We start from the raw sequence: 25,789 nt of genomic DNA, 5'->3' as shown, positions 1-25,789 counted from the left end.
CCCATGTCTGCCGTAGCCTCCACCCCTCGATTTGCGCGGTTTCGCAATCTGGAATTCATTCTCGGCGCGCTGCTCGCCGGCGGCATGTGCCTTGCCGTCATCTTCTCCAGCGTCATCTTTCCGGGCGGCGCCGAGAAGATCGACCTGATGGCACGCCTGCTGCCGCCCTTCATGAAATGGGCGCATCCCTTCGGCACCGATCCGCTTGGCCGCGATGTGCTGGCACGGGTGATCACCGGCGGCAAGATTTCGCTGCAGGTCGGGTTCATCTCCGTTGCCGGCGCCGTCATCATCGGCGTGGTGATGGGCCTGATCTCCGGTTATTACCGCGGTTTCTGGGACATGGTGGTGATGCGGTTTGCCGATGTGCAGCTCGCCATGCCGTTCATCCTTCTTGCCATCACCTTCATTGCCATTGCCGGCGGCGGCCTGACCAACATGATCATCCTGCTGATCGTCTCGCAATGGGTGCAATATGCCCGGCTGGTGCGCGGCTCGGTGCTGTCGTTGCGGGACCGGGAATTCATTCTCTCGGCGCGCGCCATCGGCGTGAAAGATCACCGCATTCTGTTCCAGCATCTGCTGCCGAACCTGATCGGGCCGGTCATCGTGCTGATGACCCTCAACGTCGCCACCAACATCCTGCTGGAGAGCAGCCTGACCTTTCTCGGCCTTGGCGTCGACCCGCTGATACCGAGCTGGGGCGGCATGCTCGCGGACGGGCGCACCTACCTGCAGAATGCCTGGTGGGTCAGTGTCTTTCCCGGCCTTGCCATTCTCCTGACCGTACTGGGCTTGAACCTTCTGGGCGATTGGCTGCGCGACAGCCTTGATCCCACCGGACGAACATCGCGCTAATCAACAGTGAATTGAAATGACACTTATTTATGAAAGCGGTTTCAACCGCACCCTCGACCAGCTGCTCGCAACCTATGGCGAGGCGGCCGCCCGCGGCACGCGTCTCGAAGCCTGGCTGTTCGAGGACGCGCCGAGCCGCCGCGCCGCCGAGGCAAGGCTTGCGGCTATCGGCGTCGAGGCGCGCTTGCGCAGCGCCTACAAGCCACTCCTGCATTTCTTTCTGGAAGAAGTCGATACCGGCGCCCTGAAAAGCATCGCCATCGCCTATCCCGTGCACGAAAACTGCCCGCAGAACCGCTTTCTCCTTGAGACCTATCCGCTGGCTGCGCTGACCGACACCGCCGAGTTGCGCTTTGAAACCGGCAGCAGCGCACCCTTCGCCTATGACGTGACGCTGGTCTACAAGGACGGCCGCAAGGCTGAGCACACGATTTTCGCCCCCAATCGCATCCATACGGATTTCATTGGCGAAACCCTTGTCTCGCCCACCGGCTGGATCCGGCTGAACGGCGCCTTCGAGGGCACGCGCCTCGAGACCGACTACGAAGCCCTGTTCGCCAATGCCATGCGCGCCGTGATCGATCACGGCTGGGGCAATACCGAGCCCTATTTCGGCGAGCTTAACATCCGCGCAACGCTGCCCATCGCCGACCAGCCGCTGCCATTCGGCGATGAAGTCATCAGCCTGCGCGAGGCGCTGCACGAAGACTTCTATTTTTCGCTGCTGGAAGTATTCCAGAAAAAATCCGGCCGTCCGCTCGGCGACCGCGGGCTGCAGCCCGGGCAGATCATACCGGAGATCACCGAAGGCGAGGGGGCTCCTGCGATCCGGATCGAAACCCGCACGCTCGATACATCCGAAGTATCCGGCGAGGCACAGTCTCTTGCGACGGCGCATGCGCCCATCTTCGTTGCACAGGTCCGCACGGAACTTTCCGGCATCGAGGGTGAAACCTTCGAGGCACGCTCCCGTGCCGGGAGGGTGGTTCAAGCCCGCTACCATAGAGGCACCGATGCCGCCGTCATGATCAGCGGCGGCCAGCACCCGAATGAAACAACCGGCATCATCGGTGCGTTGCGCGGCGCGCAGGCACTGGCAGATCGTCCCGGCGCGCACTTCACCATTTCGCCGCTGGAAAATCCGGACGGTTACGCCGTGCACCATCGTCTGCGCGCCGACAATCCGCGCCACATGCACCATGCGGCGCGCTACACGGCGCTGGGCGACGACCTGGAATACCGCACCGCCGCTCAGCCTTACGAGAAAGCGATCCGCTTTGAGGCACAGCGCCTGAGCAGTGCACGCCTGCACATCAACCTGCACGGCTACCCCGCCCATGAATGGACACGGCCGCTCTCAGGCTATGTACCGCGCGGCTTTGCCATGTGGACCTTGCCGAAAGGTTTCTTCCTCATCATGCGTTACCAGCACGGATGGGAAGAGCGGGCCGAGCGCTTCATCGATGCGGTGACCCGGCGCCTGGCCGCCGTGCCCGGGCTCGTCGCCTTCAACGACACGCAGATCAGCCTCTACGAAACCCATGCGGGTGAAACCGGTTTCCGCATCATCAACGGTTTCCCCTGCTTGATCTCGGTCGATGACAGGCATGATGTGCCCTTGACGCTGATCACGGAATATCCCGATGAAACGATTTATGGCGACGCGTTCATTGCCGGACATACCGCGCAGATGGAAACCGTTCTTGCCGCATATGACGCGTTTCAGATAATCGAATCCGTGGCCTGAACAAGGATATTCAGCGCCTGTCGACGCGCTCGAGGAAACTCAGCACCGCCTTGTTGAACAGTTCCGGCCTCTGCAGCGGGGCAAAATGGCTGACGCCGGGCAGGCCGGTCAGTTCGGCGCCGGGAATACTGCGGGCGAGATAGGCGGCGTGTTCGGGTTTGATGAACTCGTCATGCTCGCTCTGCACGATGGCAACGGGCACACGGATTCTGCCGAGATCGGCGGTGGTATAATTGGGTTCGGTCTGCATCATCAGGCTGACCGCGCCGACAAAAGCGTCGAAGTCATCCGGCGTTGCCGAGAGCGCTGCGTAATCCTTCTTATGGCGGGCAAAACACCGGTCAATCACCGGTGTCGGCACGAAGTCCCGGGTGCCGCTCGGATCCATGTTGCAGCCGAAGAAGAAAACACCCGTGACGCGATCCGGCCTTTGGCTGGCAAGCACCAGCGCAATGCAGGCACCATCGCTCCAGCCGACAAAGGCCGCTTTTGCAAGCTGCAATCTATCCATGACAGCCAGAACATCCGACGCCATCAGGTGATAGGTATAGGGCCGCTCGTCCCGCGTGCTGCGGCCATGGCCGCGGCTGTCGATGAGAATGACCCGGCGGCCGGAATTGACCAGGGCCGGAACCTGATACCCCCAGTTGCCGCTGTGACCGAGGCCGCCATGCAGGAGGATCACCGGAGCGCCGGAGCCGTAGGACGCATACCAGATCCGCGCGCCATCATGCTCGACATGGCCTTCACCGCTTGCCGCAGGCAAAGGCGCCGCGCCATCCGCCTCGAACATCGTCAGATCGTCGTCCTTGAATGTCATGGTGCCCCCTTATCGGAACAAGGCTTCAATGGGCAAGGCTCGACACGCCAAGCAGCTGATGAACCGTTTCATCGTCCTTGGACAACTGCTCCGACGAGCCGTCCCAGACGATGCGCCCGCGTTCGAGAATAATGACACGCTCGGCAAATTCCAAGGCGCTCTGGATACGCTGCTCCACCAGGAGAATTGTCATTTCACCGCTGGAAGCGAGGCGTGAAAACGCCGCCATCAGTTCCTCGCAGATAACCGGCGCCAGTCCCTCCAGCGGTTCGTCAAGAAGCAGCAGGGAGGGGCGGCCTAGGATGGTGCGGGCCGTGGACAGCATCTGCTGTTCGCCGCCCGACAGTTTTGAGCCGGAATTGGCACGCCGTTCGTAAAGGCGCGGAAACATGTCATAGGCTTCCTGCAATGCGCTGCGCGGCCGGCCCTTCAGCCCGACGAACAGATTCTCCTCCACCGTCAGCGATGGGAAAATCGCCCGCGACTGCGGAACGAAACCGAGCCCGCTCCAGGCGCGCGCGGCGCTATCCAACGCGGTCAGGTCGCTGTTGCCGAGTTTGATGGTCCCGTCATAGCGCTTCGTCTGTCCGGCAAGCGTTGCGAACAGTGTCGTCTTGCCGACACCGTTGCGGCCGAGCACGGCCACGCGTGACCCCGCCGCTACCGTGAAAGAGATGTTCTCGATCACCCGCGTCGAGCCATAGCCCGCGCACAGGTTTTCCACTTCAAGCTGCGCTGCTGGCATGGGCATAGCTCCCCAGATAGGCTTCGCGCACCCGCGCATCTTCGGTCACGTCGCGCGGCGAACCATCGAAGATGACCGTCCCTGCGGCGAGCACCACGACCCGCTTGGCAAAGCGGAAAACGAGATCCATGTCATGCTCGATCATCAGCACCGCGAGATCGTCAGGCAGTTGCGCAAGCGCATTTTCGATCAGGAACGTATCGCTGTGCGGCACGCCCGCCGCCGGTTCATCCAGCAGCAGCACCTTCGGGCGTAGCGCCATCGCCAGGGCAATTTCCAGGAGGCGCTGCTGGCCATAGGCAATCGCGCCCACCGGCACGGATGCAAGCGCACCGAGATTGAGCGTTTCAAGGATGCCGCGCATTTCGCGCATGACCTGCGGCATGGCATGAAAATTCCCGGCCATGCGCCCGGATTTGCCCTCGCGCTGCAGGATGGCCAGCGCCACATGCTCCTCGGGGGTCATTTCCGAGAACAACCGGGTGACCTGAAAGGAACGCACGAGCCCGGCACGCACACGCCGCATCGGACTGAAGCGGGAGATATCCTCACCATCCATCAGCACCCGTCCGGAACTCGCCTGCAGGTGCCCGGTCACCAGATTGACGAAGGTGGTTTTTCCCGCGCCGTTCGGGCCGATCAGCGCCAGCCGGTCTCCCCGCGCCATGGACAGCGAAACATCCCGGGTGACATCCAGCCCGCCGAAGGATTTTTTCAGCCGTTCGACTGCAAAGACCGCACTCATGGATTGCTCCTTGCAAAACGTCTGGCGAGATCTGCCGCCGTGCCATAGAGCCCCTTCGGTGCGAAGAGCACCACGGCAATCAGCAGGGCGCCGACAATGGTCAGCCAGTGGAACGGGTTGGCGGCGGAGACCACGTGTTCGAACCACATGAACACGACCGTGCCGGCAAGCGCGCCAAAGAGCGAGCCCGCGCCGCCCAGCACCAGCATGACCAGCGCCTCGGCCGAGTTGGTGAAGCTCAGGCTGTCGAGCCCGACGACCTGCGTTGACACCGCATTGAGCGCACCGCCAATGCCGGCAACGGCGCCCGATATCACATACATCCTGATCAGGCTCGCCTTGACCGAAGCGCCCATGGCGCTGACGCGGACAGGGTCCTGGCGGATACCGCGGCACAACATGCCGAAGGGCGCGCGCACGAGGATACGCAGGAGAACAAAGACAGCGATGAGCAGGACGATACCGAAGACGTAGGCCGTCCGCCCCCAGAGATCGAAGGCAAAGAGCCCAAGCAGCGGATCGGGTGCGATGCCGGAAAGGCCGTCGCTGCCGCCGGTATAGGTGGACGCCTTGTTGGCCGCTTCATGGAAGAGGTGAATGACCGCAATGGACAGGACCAGTTGGGCAAGGCCATGGCCGCGCAGGATAACGACGCCGGAGACAAGACCGGCTACGGCTCCGGCGATCGCGCCAATACCGATCATGCTCAGCGGTTCGGTGATGCCAAAGGTGACGGCAGCAATGCCTGCCGCATAGGCGCCCGCACCGAACAATGCAGCGTGGCCGAGGGTTGCAACACCGCAATAACCCGTGACGAGGTCAAGCGACAGCACCAGCAGCATGATGGCAATGATACGCGTCAGCAGCGCCAGATTGTCCGGAAACAGGACGTAGCCGCCGATAGCAGCCAGGAGGATGACGGCAACGCCGATAAGATCACGCTGCCATGGCCTGCCCGTGCGGACAGCCGGAGCGGCGGACGGGGAGATGTCGGTGGCACTCATGTCATTTCGCCCTTCCGAGAAGGCCGCGCGGAAACACCCAGACGATGGCAATCACCGCGAGATAGAAGAAGAATTCGCCATATTCGGGCACGAGATAGCGCCCTGTCGTGTCGATGGCGCCAAGCAGAAGGCAGGCAATGAGGGCGCCCGGAATGGAACCGGCACCGCCGACCGAAACGACAACGAGGAAGGTCACCATATAGCGCAGCGCATAATAGGGCTCGACGGGCAAAAGTTCCGCACCGATCACGCCACCGAAGGCAGCAAGCCCCACGGCGAGGGCAAAGCTTGCGGCATAAACGATCCGCGTGCGCACGCCGAGCGAAGCGGCCATGGCGGTGTTGTCGACGGAGGCGCGCAGCTTGACCCCAAACGAGGTGCGCTCGATGAGGAACCACAGGCCGAGCGCCACGGCGACGCCGCAAGCAATGGCAAACAGCTTGTGCGCGGCAATGGTACGGAAGCCGAGATTGACCGGACCCTGCAGGTCGGCCGGAAGGGGAATGGTTTTCAATGTCGGGCCAAAGACATAATTGGCAAGGCCGATGACGCAGAAGGTGATGCCGATGGTCATCAGCACCTGCGTCAGTTCCGGCGCGCCATAGATGCGGCGATAGAGGAAGCGCTCCAGCGGAATGGCGATGACGATCGTGCCGATGACGGCGAGAATGATGGCAAAACCGTAGCCGAGCCCCAGATCGCGCGCCGCATAGGACGCGATATAACCGCCGATCATGGCGAAGGCGCCATGGGCGAGGTTGACGACGCGCATCAGGCCCATGGTCACGGACAGGCCGATGGAGATGATGAAAAGCACCATCCCGTAGGCAAGCGCATCGACGCCTATGCTGAAGAAAACCTGCATCAGATCATCCCGGTCACGGAAAGAAGGCTATCACCCCCCTCTGGGCTTCCGCCCATCTCCCCCACAAGGGGGGAGATCACATCGGCATCTGCACTTGTACTGACTTTGCGATGTCTCAGAACTGACTGAAACAGTGATGCAGGCTGATCTCCCCCCTTGTGGGGGAGATGTCCGGCAGGACAGAGGGGGGTGCCTGAATCAGATAGATTTCGCATCGGCTATCGCCTACTTGGCCACAGCCAGACCGGGGTCGGGCTGTTTCTCGAATGTCTTGATTTCCTTGTTGTAATAGGCGCCGTCGCTGCCCTTGGCGACTTCGCGCAGATAGATATTCTGCGTGATGTGCCGGGTTTCCGGATCGATGGACACCGGCCCGCGCGGGCTTTCCCAGGCAAGACCCTTCACCGCATCGACTGCCTTCTTGGCATCCTGCTTGCCGCCGGTGGCTTCGATCATCTTGTAGATGACATGCATGCCGTCATAGGCGCCGACTGAAGGGAATGAAAGTTCCGCCGGATTGCCGATGGCCTTGCGCGCCGCCTCGACAAAGGCCCTGTTCTCGGGCGAGTCATGCGCAATGGCATAGTGGAACGTGGTGAGGATACCGAGCGCCGCATCGCCAAGCGCCGGCAGATCGGATTCCTGCGTCAGATCGCCGGGCGCAAGAAACTGCACACCCGCTTCCTTCAGGCCGTTCTCATTATAGGCTTTGACAAAACCCAGCGTCGTCGGACCCGATGGCAGGAAAGCAAAGACGGCCTGCGCCCCGGAATTGCGCACGCGCTGCATGACCGGGCTGAAATCATTGGTCGACAGCGGCATGCGGATGGATTCGACGACCTTGCCGCCCTCCTTCTCGAAGGTGGTCTTGAACGCGTTTTCCGCATCCACGCCCGGCCCGTAGTCGCTGACCACGGTGATGGCTTTCTCGATACCGCGCTCGCGGGCGATTTTGGCCATGGGTGCGGACGTCTGCCAGGTGGTGAACGACGTGCGCACCACATAGGGGCTCTTGGTGACAATGGCCGATGTCGCCGCATTCATAACCACCAGCGGCACATTGGCCTGCTGCAGCAGCGGCGTGACAGCCATGGCATCGGGGGTGAAATAGAAACCCGCGAGATATTGCACGCCCTCCTTCACCACCAGTTCCTGTGCCAGCGCCTTTGATTGCGCGGGATCGGCCTGCGGCACGTCGCGGTACAGCACTTCGATGGTGTCATTGCCGATCTTGTTGCCATGGGTAGCGATATAGGCGTCAATGCCGGCCTTGAAGTTCTTGCCCTGAATGGCGAACGGGCCCGAGAACGGGCCGACCACGCCAATCTTGATCACATCGGCATAGGCCACACCGCCAAGCAGGACGGCTGCCGCTGCAGCCAGAATAAGCTTTTTCATCATTCCTCCCTTTGATCCCCTGCCGGCCAGATCATTCTCCTCATCTGGTCCGTTTGGAATGTTTCGTTCAATGTCTCATACCGGTTGGTAATGTAAAATGAAAACTATGCGCTATTGCATAATCCCTGAGTTATGATTGTTCCGGCGACTTGCCGTTTCCGAGCCCCGTTATGGAAGACAACACGCTGCTCGTCGCCTGCAGCGATGTCGCTGATGCCATGACCATGGACGGCAGGATCATCCACTCCAGTGTCCACGCCGCGCCGGACCGCTCCTGCTCGTGCACCAGCGCCTGGTGCATGCCGGAAAGCTGCGTGGCGTTGTAGCGGGCGAGTGTGACAAGCAGTTCAGCCTGAACAGGATTCTGCTTGTGCGGCATCGCCGATGAACTTCCACCGCCACGAAGGCTGATCTCGCCGCCGGATTGTGCAAGCAAGGCAATATCCTGCCCGATTTTCCCCAGACTGCCCGTCACGAGCGAAAGGAAACCGGCGAAATCGGCGATACGGTCGCGCTGGCTGTGCCACTGCGGCGCGTTATGCAGGCCAAGCGCCGCGGCAAGGCGCTGTCGAACGGCGTTCGCCTTATCGCCAAGCTTATCCAGCGTGCCCGCTGCGCCCCCCAGTTGAATGACCGGAAAAGCCCGGGTGAGAAAGGTTAGCCGTTCCCTGTCGCGAAACAAGGGTGCCCGCCACGCGTCGATGCGATCATGCACCGTGATGGGCATAGCCGCCTGCATGCGTGTATGCCCCATCAGGCTGTTGGCGCCAAAGGCAGCCTCGAGCCGATGCAACCCCGCAATCACGTCGTCCATCCCCTCGGCAAGACCGGCAATGGCAGGCTTCAGCCGGATCATCAGGCTCGTATCGATGACATCCTGACTGGTTGCGCCGAAATGCAGGGCGTTCCGATGTTCCTCGGGAATGACAGCCCGCAGCTGCCGCATCAGCTCCGGCACGACGACACCGTCGCGGGCGGTCGCGGCCTTCAAAGCCATCATATCAGGCACGAAAGACCGGCAGGCTGTTGCAATTGCCCGCGCGGCATCGGCGGAGATGACCGCTTCATCCGCCTGTGCCTGCGCCAGTGCCGCCTCGAAATCGAGCATCGCGGCAATATCGGCGCTGGCGGAAAACCAGTCCGCCGCCGCCTGCGCGCCGAGAAGGCCGGAGAGAAACGGATGATCGAAGGGCGAGATACTCATCAGTCAGATATCGAAGAAGACAGTTTCCTTCTCCCCCTGCAGATGGATATCGAAATGATAGGCCGATCCTTCCCGGCGTGCGAGAAGCGTCGGCACGCGGTTGCGGTGCTCGATGCGCTGCAGCACCGGGTCTTCGGCGTTCGCGGCCTCCTCGTCGGCAAAATAGAGCCGGGTCTGCAGGCCGATATTGATGCCGCGCGCCACGATCCACAGCGTCACGTGCGGTGCCATCAGCCTGCCGTCCTTATAGGGCACACGGCCGGGCCTGATCGTCTCGAACACATATTCGCCGGTTTCCATATCCGTCGGGCAGCGGCCCCATCCGGTGAAATTCACATCGGCTGTACCGCGCATTTCCGAGGGGCTGTTGTACAGTCCCGCAGCATCCGCCTGCCAGATTTCCACCAGCGCATCGCGCAGCGGTGTTCCGGTTCCGTCAAAAATCCGGCCGCGCAGCGTGATACGTTCGCCCAGCGTCCGGTCATTGACCATGGCAACGCCAAGATCCATGTCGTAAACGCCCGTGATACCCGAGAAATTCGGCGTGCAGCCGATATGCACATAGGGTCCGGCGGTCTGCGACGGCGTTTCCTTGAGAAAACCCAGCGACTGAACCATCAATTGCCCTCCATCCGGTTCTCGAACAGCGTGGAACGGCGCCCGCGCAGCACGATATCAAACTTGTAGGCCCGCGCATCCATGGGGATGGTGTTCTGGCGGTCGAGCGCAGCGATCAATTGTTCGATGGCCGCCTTGTCGGGGATCGATTTGACGATGGGGCATTGCCAGATCATCGGATCGCCCTCGAAATACATTTGCGTGATCAGCCGCTGGGCAAATCCGTGCCCGAAAACGGAAAAATGGATATGGGCCGGACGCCAGTCATTGACGCCGTTCGGCCAGGGATAGGCGCCGGGCTTGACCGTGCGAAACCGGTAATAGCCATCCTCGTCCGTGATGGTCCGGCCGCAGCCGCCAAAGTTCGAATCGAGCGCCGCGAGATAACCTTCGCGCTTGTGGCGGTAGCGTCCGCCGGCATTGGCCTGCCAGAATTCGAGCAGCGCACCCGCCACGCCGACACCGCGTTCGTCCACCACACGGCCATGCACGATGATACGCTGACCGATGGCGCTTTCACCCGGCCGGGCAAAATTGTGGATCAGGTCCGCATCCAGTTCGCCGAGCAGCGCATGCCCGAACACCGGACCGGTGATTTCCGACAGTGTATTGTCGAGCGACAACAGCGCTCGTTGCGGCGAGCGGACAACACTTGTCTTGTAATCCGGCGTATAGGCAGGCGGATGCCATTGCCTGTCGCGCTGGAAGAATGCTCCGGTTTCCGGTTTTCTATTGGACACAGTTGCCTCCCGTCACGCGGCCCGTTCGGCCTCGAGTTCCTTATAGACCTGCTTTGCCAGCTTGATGGCATGGTTTGCCGCCGGAACACCCGCATAAATTGCAACATGCAGCAGGACTTCGCAAATATCGTCCTGTGTCGCGCCCGTATTGGCCGTCGCGCGGATATGCATGGTCAATTCGTCATCCTGGCCGAGCGCAGCCAAAAGCGCGATGGTGACAATCGAGCGTTCGCGCTTCGTCCAGCCGGGCCGCGACCAGACATGCCCCCACGCTGCCTCGGTGATCAGTTCCTGGAAGGGCTGATCGAAATCGGTCTTGGTGGTTTCCACCCGGTTGACATGCTCTTCGCCCAGCACGACGCGGCGCGTGGCCATGCCCTGCAGATAACGACGCGATGGGGCAGCCGTATCCGTCATGATTTCCCTCCAAGCTTGAATTCATCGACAAAGGCCCTGATCACGGCGACCAGCGTTTCCGGCTGTTCGACACAGGGAATATGGCCGGCATCCTTGATCACTTCGTAACGCGCACGCGGGATGAGCTTTGCCAGTTCGAGCACCAGATCCGGCGGTGTCGAGCCGTCCTGGTCCCCGACAATGCAGATGGCCGGCACCGCGATGCGCTTTGCCGCTTCGGTGAAATCCGCATCGCGCAGCGCCGCGCATGTACCGCCATAACCGTCGGCCGACTGGCGGATAAGCATGTTGCGGTAGCCGGTCAGATCATTGGCCCGCTCCTGGTGGAAGGCCGGGGTGAACCAGCGCTGCAGGATCGTATCGGCAATGGATGCGATGCCATTCCGGGTCACGGCATCGATGCGCGCATTCCAGAATTCGGCCGTACCGATCCTGTGCGCGGTATCGCACAGGACCAGAGCCTGCACCAGTTCCGGTCGTTTCGCATAAAGTCCCTGCGCCACGAGCCCGCCGACGGACAGACCGCAGATGACGGCATCCTTGACCGAGAGGTAGTCGAGCAATCCCGCGAGATCACCGACATGATCATCGATGCTGTAAGGAGACGCTCCCAGATCGGAAAGGCCATGTCCGCGCATGTCATAGGTGACGACGGCAAACTCTCCGACCAGACGCACGATCACGTCACGCCAGATGCGAAAATCCGTACCGAGGGAATTGGCGAAAACCAGCACGGGCTTGCCTGCGGGCGCGCTGATCAACTGGTAATGCAGCGTGACGCCATTGATGTGAGCAAATTGCACCGAAATCCTCCCGGTCAGTTATGTCGATAATGGATTATGCATTTGGTTCAGTAAAATGATATCTTGCCGCATTCGCTTAACCCCGGGGTTATGAAATATATGATCGACGGCCGTATCAAGTTTCGCCACCTGCAGACTTTTCTCGAAGTTGCCCGCCAGAAAAGCGTGATGAAGGCCGCGGCGATCCTTCATATCAGCCAACCGGCCGTCACCAAAACCATTCGAGAAATGGAAGAGGTGCTCGGGGTTGCCATGTTCGAGCGTGACGGGCGCGGCATCCGCATCACCCGGTTCGGCGAGGTTTTCCTGCGCTATGCCGGAGCGGCGATCACCGCGCTGCGGCAGGGCATCGATTCCGTCAGCAACGAGCAGTCGGGCGAGGGGATTCCCGTCCGGGTGGGTGCCTTGCCGACGGTTTCCACCCGCATCATGCCGCAGGCCATCAGCCTGTTCCTGCAGGAGAAGACACAGAGCCGGCTGAAAATCGTCACCGGCGAAAATGCCGTGCTGCTCGAACAATTGCGGCTCGGCGATCTTGATCTCGTGGTCGGACGGCTGGCGGCGCCGGAAAAAATGACCGGCTTTTCCTTCGAACATCTCTATTCCGAACAGGTGGTGTTTGCCGTCAGTGCCCGCCATCCGCTGCTCAATGCCAGCGAGGACATTTTCAACCGCCTTGCCGAATTCCCGGTGCTGATGCCGACGCGGGCATCGATCATCCGGCCCTTCGTCGACCGGTTCCTGATTGCCAATGGCGTGGCCAAGCTGCCGCATCAAATCGAGACGGTCTCCGACGCTTTTGGCCGGGCTTTCGTCCGCTCCCATCAGGCGGTGTGGATCATTTCCGCGGGGGTGGTTGCCGGGGACGTCGCCGACGGGGCGCTTGCGCTGCTGCCCATCGACACGACCGAGACAAAGGGACCGGTTGGCTTGACAACCCGCGCGGACGTTACCCCGTCATTGCCGCTGATGATCCTGATGCAGACCATCCGCGAGGCGGCAGGGGAGATGAAACCGGATCAGAAAAACTCGTCGAGCAGCCGGTAATAAGCCAGCCTTGCCGGATCGGGCTGCATCAGGCCGTAGCAATCCAGAAAAAGCTCCACCCTTTCGTCGCCGAAATTATCCGCAATGCTGCGGCACGCCAGCGCAATATCCTGGTAGCGATCGGCAAGACCAAGCCGGCCACAGTCGATATAGCCGGTAAAGATGCCATTCCCGGCCATGAAATTCGGCAGGCAGGCATCGCCGTGGGTCACAACGACATCCGCGGTCTCGGGCCTTTCCGCCACAAGCCGGCTGAAAAGTTCGGATGCCGTCTTTCCCAGCATATCGTCGTCGAAATCCGTCTCGTCCACCAGCCCGGCCTGCATGCGGGCCCGCGCCGCTTCAATGCGCCCGTCAAGCCGGTGATCGAACGGACAGGTCGCGGGATCAAGCGCATGCAACTGGCGCAGCGCTCCGGCAAAAATCCGGATGCGCGTTTCGATGGACAAAGAACCGGCCGAGGCAAGATCTTCACCGGAAACCCCGCTCATCAGCAGCCAGAAGCGGCCCGCATGGGCGCCCTCGAAGAGAACATCGGGGCAGGGCATATCGCGGGAAGACAGCCAGCGAAGCCGCGCCGCCTCATCGGGCAACTCACCGTAAGGGCTAACGGCTTCGACCTTGATGAAGAGCCGGGGTAAGCCTTCGCCTTGCAGCATGAAAACCTGCGCATCGGAACAGCCGAGCGCATCGCGGTTCCAGCTGTAGCCCGCGACGAGAGCCTGCAGTTGTGGCGGCACAAGCATCGCGTCCGGCGGATTTGTTGTCGCGGTCATGGGAATTTCCGGTTTCAGGCGTATTCTTCAGGCACGCATATGCGGGCGGTGGAACCGAAGCAATAACCTAAAACGGCAGTCCCACATAGTTCTCGGCAAGCGCGGTCGACGCAGCCCGGGAGTGGGTGAGATAATCGAGTTCGGCCTCCTGTATTTTCTGGCCGAATGCGCCGGTATCGGGAAAGCGATGCATCAGCATCGTCATCGACCAGGAAAACCGGACGGCTTTCCACACGCGCAAGAGTGCACGGCGCGAATAGTCGTCAAGGGTCGCCGTGCTCCTATCGGCATAATAGTCGCGCAGGCCTTCAAAGAGATAATGCACGTCACTGGCCGCCAGATTGAGACCCTTTGCCCCCGTCGGCGGCACGATGTGGGCGGCATCGCCAGCCAGGAACAGGCGGCCGAAGCGCATGGGTTCGGCCACGAACGAGCGAAGCGGCGCGATGGACTTTTCAAATGACGGGCCTGTTGTGACAGCAGCCGCATCCTCTTCCGGCAGCCGGCGCCGCAACTCGTCCCAGAACCGGTCGTCGGACCAGTCCTCCACCCTGTCGTCCAGCGGGCACTGCACGTAATAGCGGCTGCGCGTCAGGGAGCGCATCGAGCACAGTGCAAAGCCGCGTGGATGGTTGGCATAGATCAGCTCATGTGCCGCCGGGGGCACCTCTGCCAGAACACCGAGCCAGCCAAAGGGGTAGGTGCGTTCGAACGTCCGGATCGCCTCCGCCGGCACGGACCGGCGGCTGACCCCATGGAATCCGTCGCACCCGGCAATGAAGTCGCAATCGATGCGGTAAGGTTTGCCGTCCTTTTCGAAGGTGACGAACGGCTTTTCCCGGTCGAAATCATGGATGGCAACGTTCTGCGCCCCGTAAAATGCCGGCGCACCGGTCGCCTCGCGCTGCTGCATCAGATCCCGCGTCATCTCGGTCTGCCCGTACACCGTCACCCGCTTGCCGCCCGTCAGGTCGAACAGATCGATACGATGATTGCGCCCGTCGAACGCCAGCGAAAAGCCGTCATGCGGCAGGCCTTCTGCATGCAAACGGGCGCCGGCGCCTGCCTCGTCGAGCAGCCGCACCGTGCCTTCTTCCAGCACTCCGGCGCGCACGCGCCCCAGAATATGCTCCTTGCCCGACCAGTCGAGGAGGATGTTGTCGATACCGGCCCGGGTCAGAAGCTGACCGAGCAGAAGCCCGGCAGGTCCAGACCCGATGATAGCCACGTGCGTGCGCATGATGCCTCCCAGCATGAAATAATTGCGCAAGGCTAGCGGCAGCACGCATCTGAACAATGGACTTCTCAGGCAAAAAACAGGACAATCTGAACATTGGGGACGGGAGGAACCGATGAGCGGCGCAGTACCAACCTATGATCTCTACGGCGAAAACCATCCGAAACGGCCGGATTTCTGGCTGCATTGGGAGACAATCGCCTCCAGAAGCCAATTGCACAATTGGGAGATCAAAACCCATCGCCATGCGGCATTCTTTCAGATTTTGTACTTTCGCGGCGGAACCGGCGATGCGGTTTTCGGCGCGCACAGCCATCCCATACAACCACCGGTCATGATCACCGTGCCGCCGCAATGCGAGCATGGCTTCCGGTTTTCCCGGGATATGGATGGCATGGTCATCACCATGCTGGCCGCGCGCTTCGGGTCTTCCGGCCGCACCATCTGCGACGCCGGCATGCGGCCGCGATTGATTTCGCTCGTACCCGATCACGCCGATGCAGCATTTCTGACGCACAGTCTCGAACGCCTGTGCGCCGAGCTGGTATCGGGCGGCGCCTTTCACGACGATCTGGTGGAATCCTATCTCAAATCCATCGTTCTTCTCGCGGCGCGCATGACGGCCCCGGAACTGCCGCCCGGCGGTGAAAGCTCCGGTACGGAGGAGCGCCTGAAACTGCTGAACATCATGGTCAACCGGCATTTCCGCGAACATCGCCCGGCGGAATTCTATGCCGGACACCTCGGTTTGTCGGCAACCCATCTCAACCGCATCGTCAAGGCGGCGACGGGGCAAAGCACCAATGGCCTGCTGGCACGCCGCCTTGCAGATCAGGCGAAGCGCGATCTGGTGTTCACCTCCGCCAGTATCAAGCAGATCGCCTATGATCTCGGCTTTGCCGATCCGGCTTATTTCACCCGGTTTTTCACCCGGGAGACCGGCACGACACCCCGGCAGTACCGCACCGAGCAAAGCGCCAGAATGGCTGTCTGAACCGACGGCCTGTCATACCAGCACTGCGGCGATGGTATCGCGGGTCGATTGCATGACCGGCAGATAACGCTCGATCATTTCCGCGATCGCCACGCGTGGTGCCTGCGCGCCGACATTGATGGCGGCGATGGTCATGCCGCGCGTGTTGCGCACGGGAACCGCGATGGAGCACAGCCCGATCTCCAGTTCCTGGTCGATCACCGCGTAGCCCTGCGCCCTGACGGTGCGCACTTCATCCATCAGGTCCGGCAGCGCGGTCTTCGTGCGCGGCGTGTTCGCCGGGCGGTTGCTGCCTGCAAGGATTCGCAGTGCGTCGTCATCGCTCATCGCCGCGAGCAGGACCCGGCCCATGGAGGAACAATAGGCGGGAAGGCGGCTGCCGGGATTGAGATTGATCGACATCACACGCTTGTGCGAGGCACGCGCGATGTAGACGATCTCGTTGCCGTCGAGCACCGAAGCCGAGGCGCTTTCACCGGTTTTTTCCGACAGCTGGTCGAGAAAGGGCTGCATCAGCCGGGGCAGGGGTGTCGATGACAGGTAGGAATGGCCAAGACGCAGGATGCGCGGCGTCAGCGTGAAGAATTTTCCGTCATACTCCGCATAGCCAAGCTGTGTGAGCGTCAGCAGGCAGCGGCGGGCCGTGGCGCGCTCCAGCCCGGTCATCCGCGCAATATCCGTGATCGACAGGCGTGTATTGACCGCATCAAAGGCCTCGATGACGGAGAGCCCCTTGGCAAAACCACTGATGAAATCCGTTTCACGCATCCACACCTGCCTTATCCGCTGCATTTCCGCACAATTTGTGCGATATACGAACAAATGTCAAATAACGCACAAAATCATTGACGGGCGGAACGCGACGGGACTACGCCATGGGGACAGATGGAGGTTTGCATCGGATGCCGGCGATCGCCGTGCTTCGGGAACAGCGACAGGGAGAGAGACGTGGCAAAAATCTGCACGCTTGCCGAAGCCATAGGGGACAATGTCAGGGATGGCGATACACTCGCCATGGAAGGGTTTACCCACCTCATTCCCTATGCCGCCGGACACGAGATCATCCGGCAGGGCCGCAAGGAGCTCTTCCTCGTGCGCATGACGCCCGACCTCATCTACGACCAGCTGATCGGTGTCGGCGCGGCACGCGGCATGAAGTTCTCCTGGGGCGGCAATCCCGGTGTGGGTTCGCTGCACCGCTTCCGCGACGCGGTGGAAAACCAGTGGCCGCGGCCGCTTGAGATCGAGGAACATTCGCACGCGGCCATGGCCAATGCCTATGAGGCGGGTGCGGCCAATCTGCCGTTCGCCGTGCTGCGCGGCTATATCGGCGCTGACCTTGCCAAGGTCAATCCGAACATCCGGTCGGTCACCTGTCCCTTCACCGGTGAGGTGCTGGCCGCCGTTCCCTCCATCCGTCCAGACGTGTCGATCATCCACGCCCAGCGTGCCGACCGGCAGGGCAATGTGCTGATCGAGGGCATCTCGGGCGTGCAGAAGGAGGCGGTGCTGGCGGCCAGCCGTTCCATCGTGACGGTGGAGGAAATCGTCGACGAGTTGAACCCGCCATCGCCCAATGCAGTCGTCCTGCCCCGATGGGCCATCAATGCCGTCGTGCATGTGCCGGGCGGCGCCTACCCCTCCTATGCGCATGGTTACTACCAGCGCTCCAATGCCTTCTACATCGCCTGGGACAAGATCGCCCGCGACCGCGACAGCTTTACCGCGTGGATCAGCGAGAACGTTCTTGCCGGCAAGCCGGAAGATTTTGCCCGCCACGCCGTCCGGCGTGCGGCGAATGCAGCGTGAGGAGCAAGACCATGACCCAGGATTTCACCCCCACGGAAATGATGACCATCGCGGCTGCCCGCGCGCTGAGCAATGATGATGTCTGCTTTGTCGGGATCGGCGCACCCTCCGCCGCCTGCAATGTGGCGCGGCTGACCCATGCGCCTGACATCACGCTGATCTACGAAAGCGGCACCATCGGCACCAAGCCGGATGTGCTCCCGCTTTCCATCGGCGACGGCGAACTCTGCGACACCGCCTTGTTCACCGTGTCGGTACCGGAAATGTTCCGCTACTGGCTGCAGGGCGGGCGCATCACCACCGGATTTCTCGGTGGCGCGCAGATCGACCGCTTTGCCAATCTCAACACGACGGTGGTCGGCCCTTATGATGCACCGAAAGTGCGGCTGCCCGGCGGCGGCGGCGCACCGGAAATAGCCAGCAATTGCGGCCAGATTTTCATCACCATGGCGCTGACCAATCGCGGCTTTGTCGATCATCTCGATTTCATCACCTCGATGGGGCATGGCGAGGGCGGCGATCATCGCGCACGCCTCGGCATGAAAACCAGAGGGCCGACCCGGGTCATCACCGACCTGTGCATTTTCGAGCCTGATCCGGTCACCAAGGAGCTGACCGTGGTGTCGATCCACAGGGGTGTGACACGCGGACAGATCGAAGAGAATTGCGGCTGGCCCGTCCGGTTTGCTAAGGAGATCGTGGAAACGCCAGTCCCCACTGCAACCGAACTTTCCGTGCTGCGCGATATCAATGCGCGTACGAAACGCGCTCACGAGGCCGCCTGATGTCTGAAGCCTATATCTGCGACTATATCCGCACGCCCATCGGCCGCTTCGGCGGCGCCTTAGCCTCCGTCCGCACCGACGATCTGGGCGCCATTCCGCTGAAAGCCCTGATAGAGCGCAATCCCTCCGTCGACTGGGAAGCCATCGGTGAAGTCATCTATGGTTGCGCCAATCAGGCGGGCGAGGACAACCGCAACGTTGCACGCATGTCCCTGCTTCTGGCAGGCCTGCCGGTGACGGTGCCGGGCACGACGATGAACCGCCTGTGCGGTTCGGGGATGGATGCGGTGATCACGGCGGCCCGCGCCATCAAGGCCGGGGAAATCGAGATTGCCATTGCCGGCGGCGTCGAATCCATGTCGCGCGCGCCCTTCGTTCTGCCGAAAGCCGAAGGCGCGTTTTCGCGCCACGCGGAAATTCACGACACCACCATCGGCTGGCGCTTCGTCAACCCGCTGATGCAGCAGCAATACGGCATCGATTCCATGCCGGAGACCGGCGAGAATGTCGCCGAGGAGTTTCATGTCTCGCGTGCCGATCAGGATGCTTTCGCCGTGCGCTCCCAGCAAAGGGCAGGGGCGGCCATGGACAATGGCCGGCTTGCCCGGGAAATCACGCCCGTCATCATCCCCCAGCGCAAGGGTGACCCGGTGATCGTCGACCGTGACGAGCATCCGCGCCCGCAGACAACGCGCGAGCAGCTGGCCAAACTGCCGACGCCCTTCAGGAAGGGCGGATCGGTGACAGCGGGCAATGCCTCGGGTGTCAATGATGGTGCGGCGGCGCTGATCATCGCATCGGAAGCGGCTGCGCGGAAATACGGTCTGACCCCCATCGCCCGCATCATCGGCGGTGCGACCGCCGGTGTTCCACCGCGCATCATGGGGATCGGCCCTGTCGCCGCCACTGAGAAACTCTGCGCGCGGCTTGGCCTGACGCCGCAGGATTTCGGCGTGATCGAGCTCAACGAAGCCTTCGCCTCGCAGGGCCTTGCCACCCTGCGCGCACTCGGGCTTGCGGACGATGCCGACCACGTCAATGCCAATGGCGGGGCGATTGCCCTCGGCCATCCGCTGGGCATGTCCGGCGCACGCATCACCGGAACCGCGGCACTCGAACTCAGCGTCAGGCATGCCCGCTATGCGCTGGCCACCATGTGCATCGGTGTCGGCCAGGGCATCGCGGTTGCCCTGGAACGGGTCTGATCAGGCGAAGTGCCGGGACTAACTACACGGCGATGCGCGCTTCCGACTGTTCGAGCGCCTTCCTGATGGCGAGCTGCCGCTCCCAGGCCAGGGCGTCGCCGACGATCAGGTCGAGATCGGCGCGTTTCGGCTCAAAACCGAATACGGTGCGCACACGTTCGTTCCCTGCCACCAGCACTGCCGGATCGCCCGCACGCCTCGGGGCGGTCCGGACCTCGAAATCGACGCCCGACACGCGCTTGACCGCGTCGATGATGTCAAGAACGGAATAGCCGTAGCCGTAGCCGCAATTGGCGGCGGTGCTGGCTCCTCCGGCCTCCAGATAGTTCAGGGCGCACAGATGCGCCTGCGCCAGATCGCTGACATGAATATAGTCGCGGATGCAGGTGCCGTCGGCTGTCGGATAGTCCGTTCCATACACCTCGATATGTGAGCGCTCGCCCGTCGCCGCCTGGCTGGCGATCTTGATGAGGTGCGTGGCGCGCGGGAACGACTGCCCCGAGCGCAATTGCGGGTCGGCACCCGCCACGTTGAAATAGCGCAGCGCCACATAGTTGAATTCCGGATGGGCCACGGCCGCATCGCGCAGCATCCACTCGGTCATCAGCTTGGACGTACCGTAGGGCGAGATCGGCTGATGCGGCATATCTTCGCTGATCGGCGTTCGCTCCGGTTCCCCATAAATTGCGGCGGTCGACGAGAAAATGAAATGCCTGATGCCTTCGGCAATGGCCGCTTCCATCAGGGAACGCGATTGCACGGTATTGTTGCGGTAATAAGAAAGCGGATCGCGCACGGAATCGGGAACGACGATCGAACCGGCGAAATGCAGGATCGCCGTCACATTGTGCCGGCGGATCAGATCGCGCACCAGCGCCTGATCGCCGATATCACCCTGCACGAACGGCACATCATCCGGCACCAGCCAGGCGAAACCGCAACTCAGATCGTCAAGGACCACGACCGGCCGGCCGGCATCCTTGAGGGCAAGCACCATGTGGATGCCGATATAGCCGGCGCCACCAGTAACAAGAACAGTCATGGGGAGGAACTCCTGCAACTTTGTTTGAGAGATTGATAGGGTGGAGCGGCGTGTGCCATGTCGATAGCCTGTCTTACACTTCCTTTCCTACGGATTGCTTTCCTCCCGGGAAATTCTGATTGTTTGTTGTCTAAGCGACTCGTCGAGCAGAGTCCGATGCGCGCCTGCCCGTCTCGGTCATCTTGTGATCGACGCCGTTTTCGGTCAGGAAGACGTTCATCTCGCCATAGGTCTCGAACCAGGCGCGATTGTATTTATCGAAGAGCGATTGATCCCAATAATCCTCCAGCCTGAACGGCTTGCCGCCAAAGACGTCATAACTCGGGATCTTGTAGGTTTCGGCGAATTCGGCCGTGCGGCTGTCATAGGTGAAATAGATCGACGGCACACCGTTGGCCAGCGCCATGAGATTGCCGTGCAGGCGGTAGCCGAGAACCAGCTGATGCGCGCGAACAAGCGTTTCATAGTCCGCGACCACGTCGGAATAATACATACGCTCGCGGTAGAGCTTTTCCATTGCATCGTCGAAATACCAGTCCGAGACCCAACGGTTTGCCTTCAGCGCGGCGATGGCGTCTTCCTTCTGCTCGTCGGTGCCGAAGACCATTTTCTTTTCTTCCACTTCGCCCTGCGCCATCAGGGTGATGTCGAAGCGGTTCGCCATCGCCTTGATAAGGTCGCGGTGCAGGGTGAGATAGCGCTGGATATCCTGCGCATAGGTTGGCGAGACTTCACGCCGGACCGTCACACCCACCTTTTCCACGGTGTCCAGCTCGGGCAATTTGATGCGCAGATGCTGGTTGTTGCGCCGGAACGCCGTGGGGCAGCCGATGACGCGGACATTCTTGATGCCGATGTCGTTGAGAACCTGGGCGGAATAGGCGCCGCGAACGCCGACGGAGGTGGTCGAATCGGCAATGAGGCGCCAAACCGCCTTGGACTCCTCCGACAGTTCCAGCTGCCCCTTGACCGGCGCCTGCGCGCCGACACCGAAGGCGATGACGGGCAGCCCCAGGCGCTTGAGAACCGGGATGGTGTCGCGCCAGTTCATCTCCCTGTTGATGTAGTTGGACCCGCGCAGGATGACATAGTCATACTCCTCGCGCAGCTGGTCGATCTTCTCCATCGGCGGCCCGGCAATGGGAAGTTCTGCCACCTTCTCGTAGTTCATGAGCTTCAGGGATGATTCAAAGACGAAGGCATCACCGATATTGTGGTAGTGGTCGATGCTGCGCTGAATGTCGCTGTGCTGGTACCAGCGGACATTGTCGTGATCGTAAACTTCTCCGGCGGGGATCATTACGAGGACGCGTGCCATGAGGTATTCCTTCTTTTGGCGATGAAAGCTGGATAACCTCAGCTTGCTTGGGAAAGAACAACGTCAGTTCTTGCAGCGATCGTGAGTGGCTGCTGCCGGCTAGATTTAAGCAATTCACCATAGAGAGCAAGGTGTTCCTGAGCACAGTCGATATAGTTCACGGGTTTCCGGATGGTCTGATGCAAATGGTCCCAGATCGAGGTGTCGCTGAGGACTTCGGTGAAACGGTCGGCCAGGTCTTCGGCGCTGCGCACACGGAAGTGCAGGCCATCCAGCCCGTCCCGGACTTTTTCGGCCATGCCGCCGATATTGGAACAGATCACCGGGCGGCGATGGTGCAGGGCCTCCTGGATCACAATCGGCGAGTTCTCCCACCAGATCGACGGCATCACCACCCAATCGACGGGCTGCATGAGACGCGGCATTTCCGCATTCTGGTAAGCGCCGTAAAAGCGCACGCGCGACCCGGCTTCCTCGATCAGTTTTCGCATGCGATCCTGAAAATCGCGCGGCTGCTTCTCCAGATTGCCGCCAAAAATCATCAGGCGCGAATCCTCACCCCAGGTTTCCTCGGGCACACGCGACACCGCATCGATCAGGACATCGATGCCCTTGAACGGCGTTATCTGCCCGAAATAGGCGAAGCGGTTGCGCCGCGGCCTTGGGCCCGCCAGCTCGCGCGGCGGTGTCACGCTGTCGATGGCAATGCCATTCTCGATCACCCTCAGCTTGGCGGGATCAAGTCCCCACTCCTTGTACCTGCCGGCCAGGAATTCGCTGGGTGAAACAAAGGCATCGGCAAGCTCGAGCATGCCGCGGATGAAGCGCTCCCGCTTGAGAAAGCGGGCAGGGGGAACATCAGGAAAGCAGGCGTGGCAATCGATGGGCGAAGCCTCGTTGCACAGCTTGGCCGAGCTTGCCTTCACCATCTGCCCGTCATTGTTGCAGATCGACAGATATTCGTGAAAGGTCAGCAGGATGACCGCATCGGGCAGCGCCTCGCGGATGGCATAGAGCGTTTCCAGCCCGAGGCCGAGCACATGGTGGAAATGCACGACCTGCGGATTGAGATCGCGGACAAAACGCAGGAGATCGCGGCGGATTTCGTCGGTGTTCTTGTTCGACAGATAGAAGTGATCATATTCGTCGGCATGGAACAGGATTTCATCGCTGCTGCGCCGCATGCTCATCAGCGCCGTGGTGCCATGCCGCGGAATGGGATGTCCGGCCCGCGCCAGATACACCGACTGGACACCGGGCAGGCTGTTGAGCCCCTTGTGCAGATTGTAGGAGGCAATTTCGCCGCCTCCCAGGGAAATGCTGGGATGGGCATGGGAAATCACCAGAACCCGAAGCCGTTCGGTCATGCTGTTTCCTCCGCAGGCACACTGCGCTTGTTGGAAAGATTGTTGGCCCAGCGCGCGTCGAAAACCTGCCGGTCGATGCGTTCGATCAGGGCAATGGTCGAGGCCTTGTCGGACACGGATATGTCGTCTGACCCGAGCATCTGCGCCGACGGCAGCCAATAGGATTTCAGACCGGCCTGCTTGAGCTTGAGGCCAAGGTCGAGGCCCTTTTCGTGCGTGCCAAGATATCCACGGGTAAAACCGTTGACGGAGAACAAGGCCTTTCGCGGCAGGACACAGCACTCGAATGTCGCCGTTGCCACTTCCGTTGTTCCCATCCCCGCCACGGCATCGATGGGATAGCCGGCATAGCGGCTGATCAGGGCGCGGTCGGATTGCGCACCCGCCACCCATGTTCCGGCCCAGCGAATGGAATCATCCTCATAGGCGAGGGTCGGAGACAGCACGCATTCCTTGCGGGCGTCATAGGCCGCAAGCAGTTTCCGGAACCATCCCGTGCTGCGTGGCAGGAGTGAGGCGGCAAGAAAGACCACGCTTTCGGTGGACACCGCCCGCGCGCCGACTTCCAGCGCATCATACAGATCTTCGGATCCGCTGGCGGAGACAAGGCGGACGCGCAGCCCGTAGAAATCCGCCAGCCTGCGCAGTTGCACGCCGATGCGGTCGATAATATCCGTGGCAGCCGCAACGACAATCGGCGCCGCGCGCGTCTCCGGATCAAGCGCCAGCAGGGCGAGAAGCGGACCGATTTCCTCGACGCGCTCATCGACACCGATGATCAGTGCAGGTCCGGAAGCTTTTTCAAACGCGCCGAGATCGACAACCCCGAAAACCTCGGGCGCGGGCCGGCTGACGCCACGCAGCAGCGGAACAAGCTGCTGGTCAACGATATGGCGCAGTGCCCAGGCATTCGGATCGATGGCGCGAATCTGGCGAACGACCGCGTCGCGCGATGTGATCCGGGTTGGCGTCAAGGGCATGAAAGCCCGCCGGGAATCACTGAGTTCCAGCTCGATATAGAAGGGAGCCGTGCTGTCGCCCGTAAGCTCCGGGGCAAAGGCGACGAAACCGTGCGCATGGCGGTTGGGGTCCAGTCCGGCATTGAACGGCGGCTGGTTGTCGAACTCCCGCGTCACATCCGCCCGGTCCACCCGGGTCCAGTTGCCGTCCAGCTGGATTTCGCCGCGGTGGCGGCGCAACTTCACGCCCTGGACGTGATTGTCGGGGTCGAGCAGCCAGCCGGAGACAAGCAGGCCACTGCCTTCGACGCGAAACACATTGTCGATGCCCATGCGCACCGGAAAGGGCAGGCTGGATATCGTTTCCGTGCCGTCGAAGCGGTTGGCGGCAGAGCGAAGACGGAGCAGAATCTCCGTCGAACTTCGCATGTTCGGCAGAATGGCGCGGACGTGATTGGGGGTTTCGCGCGACCCGGCGAGCAGGCGGCGATCATACACCTCGATAAACCGCCAGCCGCGCCGGCCGCGAAACAACAGGCGCTCGATATCATTGGGCGAGATGGGTTCGTTCGCCAGCAGCAGCCCGGCAAAACCGGATGCCTGCTCGCTCACATCGGGGCGCGCGAAAACGCCGATGGCGCATTCGGCGAGAGATGGCGTACGGCCGCTGATCAACAGCCGCGTCACGGAGGGCGTCAGGTCCTGTGCCCAGCCCTGCACGAAAATCTCGCCCTCGTCGCTGCCGCCGATCAGCTCGATAACGCCATCGGAGCGGGCGCCGGCCTGCAGCAGAATGGTGATGGCCGACAGTTTCTTGCGGCTGATGGGGCCGGAAATCAGCCCTTCGACAAGCCCGTCGATCGCACCGGGCAAATTCGGTCCGGCAAGATCGGCGATCATGGCCGCAAGATCGCCGATAGCGGCGGCACGGGCGGCAAACGAATAGCGGGATACCTTTGCCTTGTGCTGAAACATGATGGTTTTGAGCTGCGCGCGGCGCAGCACGTTTGTCGGCACGATTGCGACAAATCCGTGCGTGCCGGCCGGCGACGGTGCCTTCAGCGGCCAGTTGATGAAGGTCGCTTTGACACTCATGGCGGGATCGCCGTTGAGAAAGACCGTGAGCTGTTCGGGCGTATTCCCGCCGATGCCCATGATGAGCACCAGCGTATCCTCGACCGGGCAGCCGACGACCATTTCGCCTTCCATGACAATGGAATTGCGCTCCGGCGCCTTGGCGCCCGACGGGACAGGCAGAAGTTTTTTGTCGTCGCGAGTCATCTATG

25 protein-coding genes are annotated in these 25,789 nt (G+C 61.5%); 7 read left to right on the top strand and 18 right to left on the bottom strand.

Annotation, left to right across the window (positions count from 1 at the left end; translation table 11 throughout):
- Positions 1 to 3: 3 nt before the first annotated feature.
- Together ACZ25R_RS00305 and ACZ25R_RS00300 are read left to right on the top strand one after the other, a co-directional pair.
- On the top strand, positions 4 to 858 hold the full coding sequence (locus ACZ25R_RS00305; protein ID WP_130272160.1) for an ABC transporter permease: 855 nt from the start codon (positions 4 to 6) through the stop codon (positions 856 to 858).
- Positions 859 to 874: 16 nt separating this feature from the next.
- Positions 875 to 2,605, top strand: a complete 1,731-nt coding sequence (locus tag ACZ25R_RS00300; protein WP_472459621.1) for a M14 family metallopeptidase — start codon at positions 875 to 877, stop codon at positions 2,603 to 2,605.
- A 10-nt stretch (positions 2,606 to 2,615) separates the two neighbouring features.
- Here the strand turns inward: ACZ25R_RS00300 and ACZ25R_RS00295 are convergent, their stop codons facing one another.
- From ACZ25R_RS00295 to pcaD, 11 genes are all read right to left on the bottom strand, one after another.
- A complete protein-coding gene (locus tag ACZ25R_RS00295) occupies positions 2,616 to 3,425 on the bottom strand; it encodes an alpha/beta fold hydrolase (RefSeq protein ID WP_472459620.1) in 810 nt (269 codons plus the stop codon).
- Positions 3,426 to 3,450: 25 nt separating this feature from the next.
- The gene (locus ACZ25R_RS00290) at positions 3,451 to 4,170 is read right to left on the bottom strand and encodes an ABC transporter ATP-binding protein (RefSeq protein WP_472459619.1); all 720 of its coding nucleotides are present in this window, start codon (positions 4,168 to 4,170) and stop codon (positions 3,451 to 3,453) included.
- A complete protein-coding gene (locus ACZ25R_RS00285) occupies positions 4,151 to 4,915 on the bottom strand; it encodes an ABC transporter ATP-binding protein (protein WP_472459618.1) in 765 nt (254 codons plus the stop codon). Before ACZ25R_RS00285 ends, ACZ25R_RS00290 begins: the two co-directional genes overlap by 20 nt.
- On the bottom strand, positions 4,912 to 5,919 hold the full coding sequence (locus ACZ25R_RS00280) for a branched-chain amino acid ABC transporter permease (RefSeq protein WP_472459617.1): 1,008 nt from the start codon (positions 5,917 to 5,919) through the stop codon (positions 4,912 to 4,914). Before ACZ25R_RS00280 ends, ACZ25R_RS00285 begins: the two co-directional genes overlap by 4 nt.
- Before the next feature lies 1 nt (position 5,920).
- On the bottom strand, positions 5,921 to 6,784 hold the full coding sequence (locus tag ACZ25R_RS00275) for a branched-chain amino acid ABC transporter permease (protein ID WP_223615893.1): 864 nt from the start codon (positions 6,782 to 6,784) through the stop codon (positions 5,921 to 5,923).
- Positions 6,785 to 7,009: 225 nt separating this feature from the next.
- Entirely contained in the window at positions 7,010 to 8,182 is a 1,173-nt protein-coding gene (locus ACZ25R_RS00270; protein WP_472459616.1) for an ABC transporter substrate-binding protein, read from the bottom strand.
- Positions 8,183 to 8,312: 130 nt separating this feature from the next.
- A complete protein-coding gene (locus tag ACZ25R_RS00265; protein WP_472459615.1) occupies positions 8,313 to 9,386 on the bottom strand; it encodes a 3-carboxy-cis,cis-muconate cycloisomerase in 1,074 nt (357 codons plus the stop codon).
- 3 nt (positions 9,387 to 9,389) lie between these two features.
- The gene (gene pcaG, locus ACZ25R_RS00260) at positions 9,390 to 10,004 is read right to left on the bottom strand and encodes a protocatechuate 3,4-dioxygenase subunit alpha (protein WP_472459614.1); all 615 of its coding nucleotides are present in this window, start codon (positions 10,002 to 10,004) and stop codon (positions 9,390 to 9,392) included.
- Positions 10,004 to 10,744, bottom strand: coding sequence for a protocatechuate 3,4-dioxygenase subunit beta (pcaH, locus tag ACZ25R_RS00255; RefSeq protein WP_472459613.1), 741 nt, complete (start codon positions 10,742 to 10,744; stop codon positions 10,004 to 10,006). Before pcaH ends, pcaG begins: the two co-directional genes overlap by 1 nt.
- Before the next feature lie 12 nt (positions 10,745 to 10,756).
- Complete coding sequence (gene pcaC / locus ACZ25R_RS00250) at positions 10,757 to 11,161, bottom strand: 4-carboxymuconolactone decarboxylase (protein WP_472459612.1); 405 nt, start codon at positions 11,159 to 11,161, stop codon at positions 10,757 to 10,759.
- On the bottom strand, positions 11,158 to 11,964 hold the full coding sequence (pcaD, locus tag ACZ25R_RS00245) for a 3-oxoadipate enol-lactonase (RefSeq protein ID WP_472459611.1): 807 nt from the start codon (positions 11,962 to 11,964) through the stop codon (positions 11,158 to 11,160). Before pcaD ends, pcaC begins: the two co-directional genes overlap by 4 nt.
- A 99-nt stretch (positions 11,965 to 12,063) precedes the next feature.
- On the opposite strand from pcaD, the gene pcaQ reads away from it, so the two are divergent.
- Complete coding sequence (pcaQ, locus tag ACZ25R_RS00240) at positions 12,064 to 13,011, top strand: pca operon transcription factor PcaQ (protein ID WP_223615900.1); 948 nt, start codon at positions 12,064 to 12,066, stop codon at positions 13,009 to 13,011.
- Here pcaQ and ACZ25R_RS00235 read toward each other — a convergent pair.
- Complete coding sequence (locus ACZ25R_RS00235; RefSeq protein WP_472459796.1) at positions 12,984 to 13,757, bottom strand: APH(3')-II family aminoglycoside O-phosphotransferase; 774 nt, start codon at positions 13,755 to 13,757, stop codon at positions 12,984 to 12,986. The two genes, pcaQ and ACZ25R_RS00235, sit on opposite strands and share 28 nt — an antisense overlap.
- Positions 13,758 to 13,854: 97 nt before the next feature.
- The gene (gene pobA, locus ACZ25R_RS00230) at positions 13,855 to 15,027 is read right to left on the bottom strand and encodes a 4-hydroxybenzoate 3-monooxygenase (protein ID WP_472459610.1); all 1,173 of its coding nucleotides are present in this window, start codon (positions 15,025 to 15,027) and stop codon (positions 13,855 to 13,857) included.
- Positions 15,028 to 15,139: 112 nt separating this feature from the next.
- Here pobA and ACZ25R_RS00225 point away from each other — a divergent pair, with 112 nt between their 5' ends.
- Positions 15,140 to 16,018, top strand: coding sequence for a helix-turn-helix domain-containing protein (locus ACZ25R_RS00225; protein WP_472459609.1), 879 nt, complete (start codon positions 15,140 to 15,142; stop codon positions 16,016 to 16,018).
- Positions 16,019 to 16,030: 12 nt separating this feature from the next.
- Here ACZ25R_RS00225 and ACZ25R_RS00220 read toward each other — a convergent pair whose 3' ends face one another.
- On the bottom strand, positions 16,031 to 16,786 hold the full coding sequence (locus ACZ25R_RS00220; RefSeq protein ID WP_472459608.1) for an IclR family transcriptional regulator domain-containing protein: 756 nt from the start codon (positions 16,784 to 16,786) through the stop codon (positions 16,031 to 16,033).
- Positions 16,787 to 16,966: 180 nt separating this feature from the next.
- Between ACZ25R_RS00220 and ACZ25R_RS00215 the strand changes: the two genes are divergently transcribed.
- The 3 genes from ACZ25R_RS00215 to pcaF are packed head-to-tail and all read left to right on the top strand — an operon-like array spanning position 16,967 to position 19,817.
- Positions 16,967 to 17,827 (top strand): CoA transferase subunit A, encoded by an 861-nt coding sequence (locus ACZ25R_RS00215; RefSeq protein ID WP_472459607.1) that lies wholly within the window; start codon positions 16,967 to 16,969, stop codon positions 17,825 to 17,827.
- Positions 17,828 to 17,838: 11 nt separating this feature from the next.
- Positions 17,839 to 18,612, top strand: coding sequence for a CoA-transferase subunit beta (locus ACZ25R_RS00210; protein ID WP_472459606.1), 774 nt, complete (start codon positions 17,839 to 17,841; stop codon positions 18,610 to 18,612).
- Entirely contained in the window at positions 18,612 to 19,817 is a 1,206-nt protein-coding gene (pcaF, locus tag ACZ25R_RS00205; protein WP_472459605.1) for a 3-oxoadipyl-CoA thiolase, read from the top strand. Before ACZ25R_RS00210 ends, pcaF begins: the two co-directional genes overlap by 1 nt.
- Positions 19,818 to 19,839: 22 nt before the next feature.
- Here the strand turns inward: pcaF and galE are convergent, their stop codons facing one another.
- The 4 genes from galE to ACZ25R_RS00185 form a co-directional block, all read right to left on the bottom strand.
- Positions 19,840 to 20,859, bottom strand: coding sequence for a UDP-glucose 4-epimerase GalE (gene galE / locus ACZ25R_RS00200; protein WP_472459604.1), 1,020 nt, complete (start codon positions 20,857 to 20,859; stop codon positions 19,840 to 19,842).
- Between the two features lie 130 nt (positions 20,860 to 20,989).
- Complete coding sequence (locus ACZ25R_RS00195) at positions 20,990 to 22,177, bottom strand: polysaccharide pyruvyl transferase family protein (protein WP_464664312.1); 1,188 nt, start codon at positions 22,175 to 22,177, stop codon at positions 20,990 to 20,992.
- Between the two features lie 38 nt (positions 22,178 to 22,215).
- A complete protein-coding gene (locus ACZ25R_RS00190; protein WP_464664314.1) occupies positions 22,216 to 23,544 on the bottom strand; it encodes a glycosyltransferase family 4 protein in 1,329 nt (442 codons plus the stop codon).
- Complete coding sequence (locus ACZ25R_RS00185) at positions 23,541 to 25,784, bottom strand: hypothetical protein (RefSeq protein ID WP_472459603.1); 2,244 nt, start codon at positions 25,782 to 25,784, stop codon at positions 23,541 to 23,543. Before ACZ25R_RS00185 ends, ACZ25R_RS00190 begins: the two co-directional genes overlap by 4 nt.
- Between the last annotated feature and the right edge of the window lie 5 nt (positions 25,785 to 25,789).

It is taken from the genome of Phyllobacterium sp. RCAM01083 (assembly GCF_055685835.1).
This window is presented reverse-complemented; position numbering and strand designations above follow the sequence as displayed.